We start from the raw sequence: 13,652 nt of genomic DNA, 5'->3' as shown, positions 1-13,652 counted from the left end.
GGCGACCATGAACGCCAACGGAAACGGTGGGCCCCTCGACGGCGCCGTCGTCGCCGTCGCCGGAGCGGCCGGCCCCGCCGGCCGGGCGACCCTGCTCCGCCTCGCCGAGGCCGGCGCCACCGTCGTCGCCTCCGACGCCGACCCGGCGCGCCTCGCGGAGGCCGTCGACGCCGCCCGTTACGCCCACGGCGGCGCCCGGGTCGTCGGCGACACGGTCGACCTGCTCGACCTGGCCGCGACCAAGGAGTGGGCCGAGAAGACCGAGAAGGAATTCGGCCGGATCGACGGCCTGGTGCACCTGGTCGGCGGCTGGCGCGGCAGCCAGTCCTTCGTCGAGACCGACCTCAAGGACTGGGACTTCCTGGAGAAGCTCCTGATCCGCACGGTCCAGCACACCTCGCTCGCCTTCCACGACGGCCTGCTGCGCAGCGGCGGCCGCGGCCGCTACGCCCTGATCAGCCAGGTCGGCGCGCACAAGCCGGTCGCCAACAACGCCGCGTACAACGCCGGCAAGGCGGCGGCCGAGGCGTGGACCCTCGCCATGGCCGACTCCTTCCGCAAGGCGGGGGGCGACGACGGCGCCCAGGCCGCGGCTGCCATCCTGGTGATCAAGGCACTGGTGCACGACGCCATGCGCGCCGAACGCCCCAATGCGAAGTTCGCGGGCTTCACCGACGTCAAGGACCTGGCCGACGCCATCGCCGGACTGTGGGACCGGCCCGCACAGGAAGTGAATGGACAGCGCCTGTGGCTGACCCCCAAGCCGTGACCGCGGCCCTGGGCCCGAAGACCGACGCCCGTCGTCACCACGACCCGTCGGTCCGGGGCTTCGCCAGCGACAACTACGCCGGCGTGCACCCCGAGATCCTCGCGGCCATCGCCCTCGCCAACGACGGCCATCAGGTCGCCTACGGCGAGGACCAGTACACCGACCACCTCCAGCGGATCATGCACAGCCACTTCGGCCCCTCGGCCGAGGCGTTCCCGGTCTTCAACGGGACCGGGGCCAACGTGACCGCGCTCCAGGCGCTCACCGACCGCTGGGGCGCGGTGATCTGCGCCGAGTCCGCGCACATCAACGTGGACGAGGGCGGTGCCCCCGAGCGCATGGGCGGCCTCAAGCTGCTCACCGTGGCCACCCCGGACGGCAAGCTCACCCCCGAGCTGATCGACCGGCAGGCGTGGGGCTGGGAGGACGAGCACCGGGCGATGCCCCAGGTCGTCTCGATCACCCAGAACACCGAGCTGGGCACCGTCTACACCGTGGACGAGATCAAGGCCGTCGTCGAGCACGCCCACGCCAAGGGCATGAAGGTCCACCTCGACGGCGCCCGGATAGCCAACGCCGCCGCCTCGCTCGACGTGCCCATGCGCGCGTTCACCAGCGCGGCCGGCGTGGACGTCATCTCGTACGGCGGCACCAAGAACGGGATGATGTTCGGCGAGGCCGTCGTCGTGCTCAACCCCGACGCCGTCAGCCACATGAAGCACCTGCGCAAGCTGTCCATGCAGCTCGCCTCCAAGATGCGCTTCGTCTCCGTCCAGCTGGAGGCGCTGCTCGCCAAGGACCTGTGGCTGCGCAACGCCCGCCACGCCAACACGATGGCCCGGCGCCTCGCGGCCGGCGTGCGCGGCGTGGACGGGGTGGAGATCCTCTACCCGGTCCAGGCCAACGCGGTCTTCGCGCGGCTGCCGCACGAGGTCAGCAGGCGGCTCCAGGAGCGGTTCCGCTTCTACTTCTGGGACGAGGCGGCCGGCGACGTGCGCTGGATGTGCTCCTTCGACACCACGGAGGACGACGTCGACGCCTTCCTCCAGGCGCTGAAGGAAGAGATGGCGCGGTAGTCCCGCGCGGGCCCGAGGGGCCCCGAGGCCGACGGCCGGGCGGAGGTGACGCACTTCCGCCCGGCCGTTCCGTCATGCCCCGCGCTTCCGGCGGGAAGTCCAGTGAAGTGGATTATCCGGTGCTCTATGCTGGACCGCACGCTCTGAAACCCGGAACACCGAACGGCGGACCATGACCCTGACGCTCACCGTCTCCGACGAGGTACGCACCCTCGTACCCGGCTTCACCCACCTCGCCGTCGAGGCGCGCGGACTCGTCAACGGACCCAGCGACGAGACCAGTTCGGCCCTGCTCGACGAGGCCGCCCGCCGGCTCGCCGAGCGGCTCGACGGGCAGGCCCCGGACAAGGACCCGCACGTGGCCGCCTGGCGCGCCGCCTACTCCGCGTTCGGCGCCAAGCCCTCCCGTACCCGCAACTCCGCCGAGGCGCTGGCCAAGCGCGCGCTCGCGGACGGCGGGCTGCCCCGGATCAACCGGCTCGTGGACGCGTACAACGCGGTCAGCGTGGCCCACCTGATCCCGGTCGGCGGCGAGGACCTGAACAAGATCCAGGGCTCCATGCGGCTCGTCCGGGCCACCGGCGAGGAGGAGTTCGTCACCGTCGCGGGCGGCGAGGAGAGCGTCGAGCACCCCGAGCCGGGCGAGGTGATCTGGTGCGACGAGGCGGGTGTCACCTGCCGCCGCTGGAACTGGCGCCAGGGCCCGCGCACCCGGATCGAGGACGACACCACCGACGCGATCTTCCTGCTGGAGTCGCTGGTGCCGATGACGCTCGACGAGCTGCGCGCGGCCGGCGAGGAGCTCGCCGAGGCGCTGCAGAAGGTCAGCCCCGGGGCACGGATCACGGTCCGCGACCCGGAGTGACGTTTCACCGGAGCGGCCGGGGCCGCCGCGGGACTACTTCTCGGCGGCCTTGACCTCGTCCGGGGTCGGCGCCGTGCCCCCGAGGTGCGCGGGCACCCACCAGGTGTCGGCCGCGTCCTTGGGGCGCACCGGATACGCCCGCTGAGCGGCCTCCAGCAGCTCCTGGACGCGCTCGCGCAGCCGCCGGGTGATGGCGCCCGCGTACTGGTCGGCCGGGGCCTCCAGGGGCTCGCCGACGCGGATGGTGACCGGGATGTGGCTGCGCTTGAAGTTGCGCGGGTGGCCCTTGGTCCAGATCCGCTGGGTGCCCCAGAGCGCCACCGGGATCAGCGGGACGCCGGCCTCCTGCGCCAGGCGCGCGGCGCCGGACTTGAAGCTCTTCAGGGTGAACGACGGGGAGATGGTCGCCTCGGGGAAGACGCCGACGAGCTCGCCCGCGCGCAGCGAGCGCAGCGCGTGCTCGTACGCGTGCTCGCCCTGGGCGCGGTCCACCGGGATGTGCTTCATGGCGCGCATCAGCGGGCCGGAGACCTTGTGCCGGAAGACCGACTCCTTGGCCATGAAGCGCACCAGCCGCTTCTGCGGCAGCGCGGCCAGCCCGGTGAAGATGAAGTCCAGATAGCTGATGTGGTTGCTGACGATCACCGCCCCGCCCTCGCGGGGGATGTGCTGCGAACCCTGAGTGTCGATCTTCAGGTCGAGCGCCTTGAACAGGGTGAGTGCGGCGCCGATGACCGGCCGATAGACGAGCTCTGCCATCTGGGAAGAACCCCTTCGTCAGTGCCTGGGGAGGGTTCTCCCGGCGAAGTTACGCGGCCGTAGGTTTTCGGCTTTGGGCAGATCGTGCCCCATGTGGGCCCCCGTGACCAGTCCAGGTGGCTTCGTACGGGGAGATTCTCGTCACTCCGGGTGCTCGTGGCGGGAATCGTTCGATTACCTGGGACGCTGCACCTGGCAGGACCACAGGAGGAGCAGAGGACATGACCGATGTCGTGGGCGCCGAGGAGCTGGGCGCGGAGCTGGGGGAGCGGGCCACCCTGGTGCAGTTCTCCACCGCCTTCTGCCAGCCCTGCCGGGCCACCCGCCGGACCCTCGCGGAGGTGGCCGCGATGGTGGAGGGGGTCGGACACGTCGAGATCGACGCCGAGGAGCGGCTGGACCTGGTGCGCGCGCTCGGCATCGTCCGTACGCCCACGGTACTCGTCCTCGACCGGTCCGGGCGGATCGTGCGGCGCGCCGCCGGGCAGCCCCGCCGGGCCGACGTCATCGCCGCGCTGGGCCGGGCGGTCTGACGGGGTGTGCGGCGCCGTCCCTGACGCGGTGACACATCTCCCACATCGCGGTACGCACTTGACTGCACGCGGCAACGATCGTCAGTCTGGCGTAGTGCCCCCAGAACTCCTTCTCTACGGGCGGGCCCATGTGGACCTGGCCCGCAACTCGAGCGCGCGCTGTCCGGGTGTCTGACCACCCCGCGACTCCTCTCACGCCGCCCTCGCAGAAGGACAATTCCATGACGGTCTCGCCCGAGCTCCGCACGCTCCCGACGTTTCCCGCCTTCGGTGCACCCAGGCCCGCCTCTCCCGACCTGCTCCGTTCCGTCTTCCGGCAGCACGCCGCCGGTGTCGCGGTGATCACCGCGCACGGCGAGCGCCCGGTCGGCTTCACGGCCACCTCGCTCAACTCCGTCGCCGCCGAGCCGCCGCTGATCTCCTTCGGCGTGGGCACCGGCTCCTCCAGCTGGCCCGTGGTGGCCGAGGCCGAGCACATCGGCGTCCACATACTCGGCGAGCATCAGGCGGAGCTCGCCGCGACCTTCGCCCGCAGCGGCGCCGACCGGTTCGGGGCTCCCACCCGGTGGAGCCGCGGCCCCGAGGGCGTGCCGGTGCTGGACGGCGTGCTGGCCTGGCTGGTGTGCCGGGTGGTGGCCCGGGTCCCCGCCGGGGACCACCGGATCGTGATAGCCGAGGCGATCGCGGGCGACCCGGCCGGGGGCGGCCGTCCGCTCCTCTACCACCAGGGTCGCTTCAACGCGCTGCGCGACTGAGAGTTCCCGCGCGGGCCGGTCGGGCCGCGTTGGCAAGGTCACACGGCTGAGCGCTTGCTTACTTGTAACGAACTGGGTGTACTGGCGAGTAATATTTCGGTCGGGGCGTTCGGCGGCGTCCGGATCCCCGACCGGAACCCCGCCCTTCAGGCGCCTATGCTGCGAGCAACAAGGCAGCCCGTTATGACGATGCAGTAGGAGAGCCGGCGTGAGCTTGAGGATCGTTGTCTGTGTGAAGTACGTGCCGGACGCCACCGGCGACCGGAAGTTCGCGGACGACCTGACCGTCGACCGCGACGACGTCGACGGCCTGCTGTCCGAGCTGGACGAGTACGCGGTGGAGCAGGCGCTCCAGATCGCGGAAGAGGCCGACGACGCCGAGGTCACCGTGCTGACCGTCGGCCCCGAGGACGCCAAGGACGCGCTGCGCAAGGCGCTCTCCATGGGCGCCGACAAGGCCGTCCACGTCGAGGACGACGACCTGCACGGCACCGACGTCATGGGCACCTCGCTGGTGCTCGCCAAGGCGATCGAGAAGACCGGCTACGACCTCGTCATCGCGGGCATGGCCTCCACCGACGGCACCATGGGCGTCCTGCCCGCCATCCTGGCCGAGCGCCTCGGTGTCCCGCAGGTCACCCTGCTCTCCGAGGTCTCCGTCGAGGACGGCACCGTCAAGGGCCGCCGCGACGGCGACACCGCCTCCGAGCAGCTGGAGGCGTCCCTCCCCGCCGTGGTCTCCGTGACCGACCAGTCGGGCGAGGCGCGCTACCCCTCCTTCAAGGGCATCATGGCCGCCAAGAAGAAGCCGGTGGAGTCCCTGGACCTGTCCGACCTGGACATCGAGGCGGACGAGGTCGGCCTGGAGGGCTCCTGGACCAAGGTCGACTCGGCGGACGAGCGCCCGGCGCGCACCGCGGGCACGATCGTCAAGGACGAGGGCGAGGGCGGCAAGCAGCTCGCGGAGTTCCTCGCGAGCCAGAAGTTCATCTAGGGGCCCGGGCGCCCCGCGCCGACCCCTCAGGCCGTCCCCGTTTCTTCCGCAGGAGATTGAAGTCCCATGGCTGAGATTCTCGTCTACGTCGACCACGTCGACGGAGCCGTCCGCAAGCCCACCCTGGAGCTGCTCACGCTGGCCCGCCGCCTCGGCGAGCCCGTCGCCGTCGCGCTCGGCAACGGCGCCGCCGACACCGCCGCGGCCCTCGCCGAGCACGGCGCCGTGAAGGTCCTCACCGCCGACGCCCCCGAGTTCGGCGAGTACCTCGTCGTCCCGAAGGTCGACGCGCTCCAGGCCGCCTACGAGGCCGTGTCCCCGGCCGCCGTGCTCGTCCCGTCCTCCGCCGAGGGCAAGGAGATCGCGGCCCGCCTCGCCGTCCGCATCGGCTCCGGCATCATCACCGACGCCGTGGACCTGGAGGCCGGTGACGAGGGTCCGGTCGCGACGCAGTCCGCGTTCGCCGCCTCCTTCACCACCAAGTCCCGCGTCTCCAAGGGCACCCCGGTCATCACGGTCAAGCCGAACTCGGCCGCCGTCGAGGCCGCCCCCGCCGCCGGCGCCGTCGAGGCCCTCGCGGTCTCCTTCTCGGCGCAGGCCACCGGCACCAAGGTCGTCGCCCGCACCCCGCGCGAGTCGACCGGCCGCCCGGAGCTGACCGAGGCCGCGATCGTGGTCTCCGGCGGCCGTGGCGTCAACGGCGCCGAGAACTTCGCGATCATCGAGGCGCTCGCCGACTCCCTCGGTGCCGCCGTCGGCGCCTCCCGCGCCGCCGTCGACGCCGGCTGGTACCCGCACTCCAGCCAGGTCGGCCAGACCGGCAAGTCGGTCTCGCCGCAGCTGTACATCGCCTCCGGCATCTCCGGCGCGATCCAGCACCGCGCGGGCATGCAGACCTCGAAGACCATCGTGGCCATCAACAAGGACGCCGAGGCCCCGATCTTCGACCTGGTCGACTACGGCGTCGTCGGCGACCTGTTCGACGTCGTGCCGCAGCTGACCGACGAGGTCAAGGCCCGCAAGGGCTAAGGGCTGACCTGCGGTTCTTCTGCGGTCCGGGGGCCGCGTGGTGATCTTCACCGCGCGGCCCCCGGTCGTTTCGGACAGCCATTGACGCGGGTCCGGCCGGGACATTAACTTCGCTATACGGATTGTTGATTCCGTGCAGCGGAAAACAGGAGGATCTGGGATGGGTCAGCAGGAGAAGGTGTCGACGAGCCTCGCGGGCGCGGTCAGCGAGGAGATCAGCGCCTCCCTCGCCACGGTCGACGCCGAGCTGGACCGGCGCTACCCGGGAGACCCCGGCACCCGTCAGCCCGTCCACACCGTCTACGTACCCGGCAACGTCTTCGACGCCGGGACGATCCGCTCCTGGGGCGACCAGGCCCTCGCCGCCCTCGACGAGCACGCCCCCGACGCCGCCACCTTCGCCGGCGTCCTCGGCCTCTCCGACGAGCTCGCCGAGGACGTGTACGGCCGCGTCCGCGCCAAGCTGGAGCGCGAGCCCGTCGAGGACCTCCGGGTCGACTTCGAGGACGGCTACGGGGGCACCGACGAGGACCACGACGCCGCCCGCGCCGCGCGGATCATCACCGAGGCGTACGCGGACCTCAGCGCCGCCCCGTACATGGGCATCCGGATGAAGTGCATGGAGTCCGCCGTACGCGACCGGGGCATCCGCACCACCGACGTCTTCCTCACCGGCCTCATGGAGAACGGCGGCCTGCCCGACGGGCTCGTCCTCACCCTCCCCAAGGTCACCTACCCCGAGCAGGTCACCGCCTTCGTCCGGCTCCTCGAAGCCTTCGAGAAGGCCCACGGCCTCGACGAGGGCCGGCTCGGCTTCGAGATCCAGATCGAGACCAGCCAGTCCATCCTCGCCGCCGACGGCACCGCCGCCGTCGCCCGGATGATCGACGCCGCCGAGGGCCGCGCCACCGGCCTCCACTACGGCACCTTCGACTACAGCGCCTGCCTCGGCGTCTCCGCCGCCTACCAGGCCAGCGACCACCCCGCCGCCGACCACGCCAAGGCGATCATGCAGGTCGCCGCAGCCGGCACCGGCGTCCGCGTCTCCGACGGCTCCACCAACGTCCTCCCGGTCGGCTCCACCGCCCACGTCCACGAGGCGTGGAAGCTCCACTACGGGCTCACCCGCCGCGCCCTCGCCCGCGCCTACTACCAGGGCTGGGACATGCACCCGGGGCACATCCCCACCCGCTACGCCGCCGTCTTCGCCTTCTACCGCGAGGGCTTCCAGGCCGCCGCCAAGCGCCTGTCCGCCTACGCCAACCACGCGGGCGGCGACGTCATGGACGAGCCCGCCACCGCCAAGGCGCTCTCCTCCTACCTGCTGCGCGGCATCGACTGCGGCGCCCTCGACACCGCCGAGGTCGACGCCCTCACCGGGCTCACCCGCGCGGACCTCGACCGGTTCTCCGCCCCCCGGCGCGGCGATCTGACCGCCCAGGCGCAGTGACCTCCCGGTAAACGTCGTTTTCGCGCCAACTGCCCCGTACTCTGTGCGTGTTCATGATTTTTTGGTTCATGAGTCCGGACGGGGAACGGGGCAGCGGTGTCATCGGGGGAGAACGGGCGGCTCGCGGGCCGCTACCGCATCGTGCGCAGACTCGGCCGCGGCGGCATGGGAGTCGTCTGGCAGGCCGTCGACGAGATCCTCGGCCGCGAGGTCGCCGTCAAGGAACTGCGCACCTACACCGACACGGCGGCGCCCGAACTCGACGCCATGCGCCAGCGGATGCGGCGCGAGGCCCGCGCCGCCGCCCGGGTCCGCCACCCCGGAGTCGTCGCCGTCCACGACGTGACCGAGCACGAGGGGCGCCCCGTCATCGTCATGGAGCTCGTCGACGGGCCCTCCCTCGACGACCTCCTCGCCGCCGAAGGACCCCTGGACCCCGTCGAGGCCGCCCGGATCGGCGCCCGCGTCCTGGAGGCGCTCGCCGCCGCGCACGAGGCCGGGGTGCTGCACCGGGACGTGAAGCCCGGCAACATCCTGCTCGACCGCTCGGGGCGGGTCCTCCTCACCGACTTCGGCATCGCCACCATCGAGGACCCCGCCGACGGGACCGCCGCCCGGCTCACCCGCAGCGGCGAGATCGTCGGCTCCCTCGACTACCTCTCCCCGGAACGCGCCCGGGGCGCCGCGCCCGCACCCGCCGCCGACGTGTGGGCGCTCGGCGCCACCCTGTTCGCCGCCGTCGAGGGCGCGGTGCCGTTCCGGCGCACCTCCACCTGGTCCACCCTCGCCGCCATCGTCACCGACCCGCTCCCCGAACCCGTACGCTCCGGCCCGCTCGCCCCCGCCCTGCTCCGGCTCCTCGCCAAGGACCCGGCGGAGCGGCCGGGGGCGCGGGAGGCGGCGCTGCTGCTGGGGGCGGTGGCGCGGGGGGACGCGGGGGCCCCGGGAGCGGAGGGGGCCGCCGCCGCCGCGGTCGCCACGCCCGCTCCCGTGCCTGCTCCTCTACCTGTTGTGCCTGCTCATGTGCCTGCGCCGGTGCTAGTACCTGCGCCCGTCCCCGTCCCCGTACCGCCCTCCCCTGTCGTCGGTCCCGGTTTCGGGCCGCCCGTGCCGCCGCCTTCGTCGCCCCCGCCGCGTCGGCGTGCCCGGGGGCTGGTCGCCGCCGCCGTGGCCGGGGTGGTGCTCGTCGGGGGAGGTGTCACGTACGCCGTGATGGAGCGGGACACCGGCGGGACCGCCGTCGCGGGCGAGCGCCCGGCCGGGGGCGGCACCGGCGATCCCGGGCACGTGCTGGACGGGGGCGAGCCGGCGGACGGCGGCCCCACCACCGGCACCGCCGCCGCCCGTACCCCCGGGCCCGGGGAGAGCGCCTCGCCCGGCGCCGGTGCCGCCACGGAGGCCGGACGGCCCTCGGAGCCGGGCGCCGTGCCGTCCTCGCGGGGCGCCTCCGCCACCCCGCGCAAGGGAGGCGCCGGTGCGGCCACCTCCGGCGCCCGGCCCAGCGGCGGGGCCACCGCCGCCACCACGACCGCCGCGCCGCCTCCCGCCGTCTCCGGGTGCGCGGCCTCGGGGAGTTCGGCGACCTGCCAGGTCGTGCGGAGCGCCGTCACCAAGCGGTACGACGGCGGGGAGATGGGCTCCCTGGGGGCGGGACCGCACGTCTTCTACTGCCAGGTCGACCTCGACCACAGCGAGAGCTACGGCGGGCAGAGCAGCCGCTGGTGGGCCCGGACCGACGACGACAGCGGCAACACCAACGTGTACGTCAGCGTCCTGCACCTGAGGGGCGGCGCGGGCGGCGGGCCCGTCGACGGGCTGCGCGTCTGCTAGCCCGCACCGGGACCCCCGGAGTCAGGGGGCGAGCTCGCCCGAGCCCCGGGGGATGAGCCTGGTCGGCAGGACCGTGGTCGTGGGGGGCTCCTCGACGCCGTCCAGGCGGCGGAACAGGCGCTCGGCCGCCGTGCGGCCCAGGGCCGCCGCGTCCTGGGCGATGACCGTGATGCCGAGCAGGTCCGCCAGCTCGATGTCGTCGAAGCCGACCAGGGCGACCGGCGCCGCGTGCTCCGCCAGCACGCGGACCGCCGTCACGGTCACGCGGTTGTTGCCCGCGAACAGGGCCGTGACCGGGTCGGGACCCGACAGCATCGCGCGTACGGTCCCGGCGACCCGCTCCGGGTCGGTCGGGCCGAGGGAGACCCAGCTGTCGGCCACCTCCAGGCCCGCGTCCTCCATCGCCGCCCGGTAGCCGCGCAGGCGCTCGGTGGCGGTGTGGATGCGGGGGCGGTCGCCGACGAAGCCGATGCGGCGGTGGCCGTGCGCGATGAGGTGCGCCACGCCCTCGCGCGCGCCGCCGTAGCTGTCCGAGAGGACGACGTCCGCGTCGATGCGGCCCGCCGGACGGTCCACGAAGACCGTGGCGACGCCCGCCTGGATCTCCGGCTCCAGATAACGGTGGTCGGAGCCCGCCGGGATGACGATCAGTCCGTCCACGCGGCGCGCGCAGAGCGCCAGGGCCAGCTCCTGCTCGCGCTCCGGGTCCTCGGCGCTGGAGCCGTTGATGAGCAGGGCGCCGTGCGCGCGGGCGACCTCCTCGACCGCGCGGCTCAGCGGGCCGTAGAACGGGTCGGCCAGGTCCTCCAGGACCAGGCCGACCGACGCCGTGCGGCCCTTGCGGAGCACGCGCGCGCTGTCGTTGCGGCGGAAGCCCAGGGAGTCGATCGCCTCCTGGACCCGCCGCTCGGTGTCGGGGGTGACGCCCGGCTCGCCGTTGACCACGCGGGAGACCGTCTTGAGGCCGACACCCGCGCGGGCGGCCACGTCCTTCATGGTGGGCCGATTGCCGTATCGGTGCTCGGGGCGGCGGGCGGTGTCGGCCACGGTGCGCGGTTCCTTCGTCGGGGCGGGGGATCGGCGTCTCGATCTCGTTGCTGTCGAGCATAGGGCCTGGACAACGTTGTCAGCGGTGGGAAGACTGTAGGTCACAGTCACCTTCCTCATCGTCTGTCCCGTCCTTCCCGTCCATCCTGTCCTTGTCGTTCTCACCGCCCCACGGAGATCCGGAGCCCATGAGCACTGACCTCGTCGTCGCCCTCGACATCGGCGGTACCAAGATCGCCGGTGCGCTGGTCGACCGAGCCGGCCGGATCCTCGTGCGCGCGCAGCGGGCCACGCCCGCGCGGGAGGACGGCGAGACGGTCATGGCCGCCGTGTCCGGGGTCGTCGAGGAGCTGGCGCGGTCGGCGTCCTGGGGCGCGGTCCGTGCCGTCGGGATCGGGAGCGCGGGCCCCGTAGACGCCTCCGCGGGCACCGTCAGCCCCGTCAACGTGCCCGGCTGGCGGGGCTTCCCGGTCGTCGAGCGGGTGCGGCGGGCGGTGGGCGGACTGCCCGTCGTCCTGATCGGCGACGGGGTCGCGATGACCGCCGCCGAGCACTGGCTGGGCGCCGCCCGGGGCCATGACAACGCCCTGTGCCTCGTGGTCTCCACGGGTGTGGGCGGCGGGCTCGTCCTGGGCGGCCGGCTCCACACCGGGCCCACCGGCAACGCCGGGCACATCGGCCACATCAGCGTCGACCTCGACGGCGAGCCGTGCGCCTGCGGCGGGCGCGGCTGCGTCGAGCGGATCGCCAGCGGGCCGCACCTGGCCTGGCGCGCCCTCGCCGAGGGGTGGCGGCCCGGCCCCGACGGCGACGTCACGGCCGCCGCGGTGGCCGCCTCGGCGGCGGCGGGCGACCCCGTGGCCGTGGCCTCCTTCGAGCGCGCGGCGCAGGCGCTGGCCGCCGGGATCGCCGCCACCGCCAGCCTGGTCGAGGTGGACATCGCCGTCGTCGGCGGCGGCGTCGCGGGCGCGGGCGAGGTGCTGTTCGCGCCGCTGCGCCGCAGCCTGCGCTCGTACGCCACCCTGTCGTTCGTCCAGGGCCTCACCGTCGTCCCCGCCCTCACCGGCACCGACGCCGGACTCCTCGGCGCGGCGGCGGCGGCCTTCCCGGAGGACTGACCCGGGGACGGGCGCGGGCGAGCGGGCGCCGGACCTCTCACTCCTCCGGAACGCGCTGCTCCACGATCACCAGGAAGGCGTCGGACTCCAGGTCCATCACGACCCGCGCCGGCAGCCCCTCGGCGCGCCGCGCGCCGGCGAACTCCTCGGCGGGCCAACTGCCCCACGGACCTCCCGCGGGAAAGCGCTCCAGCACCGTACGACTCATCTCCGCACCCCCTCGTGCTCGCCGTCTCCAACGACGGCCCGTCCCGAAGTGTTACGCGCCCGGGGCGGGCCCGGTTCCGGCCCGCCGCCCCCGCCGGGGGTTTCCGTGGCAGGGTGGTGCGGGCAAGCCTCAGGGGGCATGACGAAGAGGGGGAGACGTGATCGTCTGGCTCAACGGCGCGTTCGGGGCGGGCAAGACCAGCACCGCGCGCGAACTGGTCGAGCTGATCCCGAACAGCACCCTGTACGACCCCGAGGTCGTCGGCGGCGGGCTCGGTCTGCTGCTGCCGAAGCAACGCCTCGCGGAGGTCGACGACTTCCAGGACCTGGCGATCTGGCGCCGGCTGGTCGTGGACACCGCCGCCGCGCTGCTCGCCGAGGTGGGCGGGGTGCTCGTGGTGCCGATGACCCTGCTGCGGCAGGAGTACCGCGACGAGATCTTCGGCGCGCTCGCCGCCCGCCGGATCGAGGTCCGGCACGTGGTGCTCACCGTGGATGAAACGATCCTGCGGGCGCGGATCGACGCCCGCGAGGAGCGGGCCGGCGACCCCGGGACCCGGACCCGCCGCTGGTGCCACACCCGCATCGAGCCGTACCGGACCGCCCTCGGCGGCTGGCTCGGCGAGGACGCCTACGCCGTCGACAACGGCGGGCGCACCCCGGCCGAGACGGCGCGGGCCGTCGCCGACGCCGTCGCCGCCGGGCTCGCGGGCCCCTGCGGCATCGTGCAGACCCCGGAGCCCACCGGCGAGACCCTGGCGGCGGGCGTGCTGCTCTTCGACGAGCAGGACCGTTTCCTCCTCGTCGACCCCACTTACAAGCCGGGCTGGGAGTTCCCCGGCGGCGTCGTCGAGCCCGGCGAACCGCCCGCCCGCGCCGGGATGCGCGAGGTCGCCGAGGAGATCGGGCTCGAACTCGACGCCGTACCCCGGCTGCTGCTCGTCGACTGGGAACGGCCCCAGCCGCCCGGCTACGGGGGCCTGCGGCTGCTGTTCGACGGCGGCCGGCTGCCCGCCGCCGAGGCCGGGCGGCTGCTGCTGCCCGGCGCCGAGCTGCGCGCCTGGCGGTTCGTCACCGAGGAGGAGGCGGCCGACCTGCTGCCCCCCGTCCGCTACCGCCGCCTGCGCTGGGCGCTGCGGGCCCGCGAGCGCGGCACCGTCCTCAACCTGGAGGCCGGCGACCCCGTCGGCTGACCGCCGCCCGCCCCGGGGAAGGGGCTG

14 protein-coding genes are annotated in these 13,652 nt (G+C 73.6%); 11 read left to right on the top strand and 3 right to left on the bottom strand.

All coding sequences use genetic code 11. The features are described from left to right. Positions 1-7 precede the first annotated feature (7 nt). The 3 genes from AB0C99_RS19490 (at position 8) to AB0C99_RS19480 (ending at position 2,710) form a co-directional block, all read left to right on the top strand. Positions 8-769, top strand: a complete 762-nt coding sequence (locus tag AB0C99_RS19490; RefSeq protein ID WP_362476473.1) for an SDR family oxidoreductase — start codon at positions 8-10, stop codon at positions 767-769. After that, positions 766-1,845: a low specificity L-threonine aldolase gene (locus AB0C99_RS19485; protein ID WP_362476471.1), complete on the top strand. Its 1,080-nt coding sequence runs from the start codon at positions 766-768 to the stop codon at positions 1,843-1,845. Before AB0C99_RS19490 ends, AB0C99_RS19485 begins: the two co-directional genes overlap by 4 nt. A 172-nt stretch (positions 1,846-2,017) precedes the next feature. Further along, positions 2,018-2,710, top strand: coding sequence for a phenylalanine--tRNA ligase beta subunit-related protein (locus AB0C99_RS19480; protein WP_362476430.1), 693 nt, complete (start codon positions 2,018-2,020; stop codon positions 2,708-2,710). Between the two features lie 33 nt (positions 2,711-2,743). Here AB0C99_RS19480 and AB0C99_RS19475 read toward each other — a convergent pair whose 3' ends face one another. Further along, on the bottom strand, positions 2,744-3,469 hold the full coding sequence (locus AB0C99_RS19475) for a lysophospholipid acyltransferase family protein (RefSeq protein ID WP_362476428.1): 726 nt from the start codon (positions 3,467-3,469) through the stop codon (positions 2,744-2,746). Positions 3,470-3,690: 221 nt separating this feature from the next. On the opposite strand from AB0C99_RS19475, the gene AB0C99_RS19470 reads away from it, so the two are divergent. From AB0C99_RS19470 to AB0C99_RS19445, 6 genes are all read left to right on the top strand, one after another. Next, positions 3,691-4,002 (top strand): thioredoxin family protein, encoded by a 312-nt coding sequence (locus tag AB0C99_RS19470; protein ID WP_362476426.1) that lies wholly within the window; start codon positions 3,691-3,693, stop codon positions 4,000-4,002. A 221-nt stretch (positions 4,003-4,223) separates the two neighbouring features. Continuing rightward, positions 4,224-4,757, top strand: coding sequence for a flavin reductase family protein (locus AB0C99_RS19465; RefSeq protein WP_362476424.1), 534 nt, complete (start codon positions 4,224-4,226; stop codon positions 4,755-4,757). A gap of 208 nt (positions 4,758-4,965) precedes the next feature. Further along, positions 4,966-5,751: an electron transfer flavoprotein subunit beta/FixA family protein gene (locus AB0C99_RS19460; RefSeq protein ID WP_362476422.1), complete on the top strand. Its 786-nt coding sequence runs from the start codon at positions 4,966-4,968 to the stop codon at positions 5,749-5,751. A gap of 66 nt (positions 5,752-5,817) precedes the next feature. Beyond that, entirely contained in the window at positions 5,818-6,780 is a 963-nt protein-coding gene (locus AB0C99_RS19455; RefSeq protein ID WP_362476420.1) for an electron transfer flavoprotein subunit alpha/FixB family protein, read from the top strand. Positions 6,781-6,940: 160 nt separating this feature from the next. Next, positions 6,941-8,230, top strand: a complete 1,290-nt coding sequence (locus tag AB0C99_RS19450) for an aldolase/citrate lyase family protein (protein ID WP_362476418.1) — start codon at positions 6,941-6,943, stop codon at positions 8,228-8,230. Between the two features lie 96 nt (positions 8,231-8,326). Next, complete coding sequence (locus tag AB0C99_RS19445) at positions 8,327-10,060, top strand: serine/threonine-protein kinase (RefSeq protein ID WP_362476416.1); 1,734 nt, start codon at positions 8,327-8,329, stop codon at positions 10,058-10,060. Between the two features lie 21 nt (positions 10,061-10,081). Here the strand turns inward: AB0C99_RS19445 and AB0C99_RS19440 are convergent, their stop codons facing one another. After that, positions 10,082-11,107, bottom strand: coding sequence for a LacI family DNA-binding transcriptional regulator (locus tag AB0C99_RS19440; RefSeq protein WP_362476414.1), 1,026 nt, complete (start codon positions 11,105-11,107; stop codon positions 10,082-10,084). Positions 11,108-11,295: 188 nt separating this feature from the next. Here AB0C99_RS19440 and AB0C99_RS19435 point away from each other — a divergent pair, with 188 nt between their 5' ends. Continuing rightward, positions 11,296-12,225, top strand: coding sequence for an ROK family protein (locus AB0C99_RS19435; protein ID WP_362476412.1), 930 nt, complete (start codon positions 11,296-11,298; stop codon positions 12,223-12,225). Between the two features lie 37 nt (positions 12,226-12,262). Here AB0C99_RS19435 and AB0C99_RS19430 read toward each other — a convergent pair whose 3' ends face one another. Then, on the bottom strand, positions 12,263-12,433 hold the full coding sequence (locus AB0C99_RS19430; RefSeq protein WP_362476410.1) for a hypothetical protein: 171 nt from the start codon (positions 12,431-12,433) through the stop codon (positions 12,263-12,265). 157 nt (positions 12,434-12,590) lie between these two features. On the opposite strand from AB0C99_RS19430, the gene AB0C99_RS19425 reads away from it, so the two are divergent. Then, positions 12,591-13,625, top strand: coding sequence for an NUDIX domain-containing protein (locus AB0C99_RS19425; RefSeq protein WP_362476408.1), 1,035 nt, complete (start codon positions 12,591-12,593; stop codon positions 13,623-13,625). Positions 13,626-13,652: the final 27 nt, after the last annotated feature.

The organism is Streptomyces sp. NPDC048659, assembly GCF_040650575.1.
GTDB lineage: Bacteria > Actinomycetota > Actinomycetes > Streptomycetales > Streptomycetaceae > Streptomyces.
This window is presented reverse-complemented; position numbering and strand designations above follow the sequence as displayed.

Coding starts and splice junctions, on each gene's coding strand:
- AB0C99_RS19465 (WP_362476424.1), top strand. CDS start 4,224: ATGACGGTCTCGCCCGAGCTCCGCACGCTCCCGACGTTTCCCGCCTTC.
- AB0C99_RS19475 (WP_362476428.1), bottom strand. CDS start 3,469: ATGGCAGAGCTCGTCTATCGGCCGGTCATCGGCGCCGCACTCACCCTG.
- AB0C99_RS19490 (WP_362476473.1), top strand. CDS start 8: ATGAACGCCAACGGAAACGGTGGGCCCCTCGACGGCGCCGTCGTCGCC.
- AB0C99_RS19450 (WP_362476418.1), top strand. CDS start 6,941: ATGGGTCAGCAGGAGAAGGTGTCGACGAGCCTCGCGGGCGCGGTCAGC.
- AB0C99_RS19480 (WP_362476430.1), top strand. CDS start 2,018: ATGACCCTGACGCTCACCGTCTCCGACGAGGTACGCACCCTCGTACCC.
- AB0C99_RS19455 (WP_362476420.1), top strand. CDS start 5,818: ATGGCTGAGATTCTCGTCTACGTCGACCACGTCGACGGAGCCGTCCGC.
- AB0C99_RS19435 (WP_362476412.1), top strand. CDS start 11,296: ATGAGCACTGACCTCGTCGTCGCCCTCGACATCGGCGGTACCAAGATC.
- AB0C99_RS19430 (WP_362476410.1), bottom strand. CDS start 12,433: ATGAGTCGTACGGTGCTGGAGCGCTTTCCCGCGGGAGGTCCGTGGGGC.
- AB0C99_RS19470 (WP_362476426.1), top strand. CDS start 3,691: ATGACCGATGTCGTGGGCGCCGAGGAGCTGGGCGCGGAGCTGGGGGAG.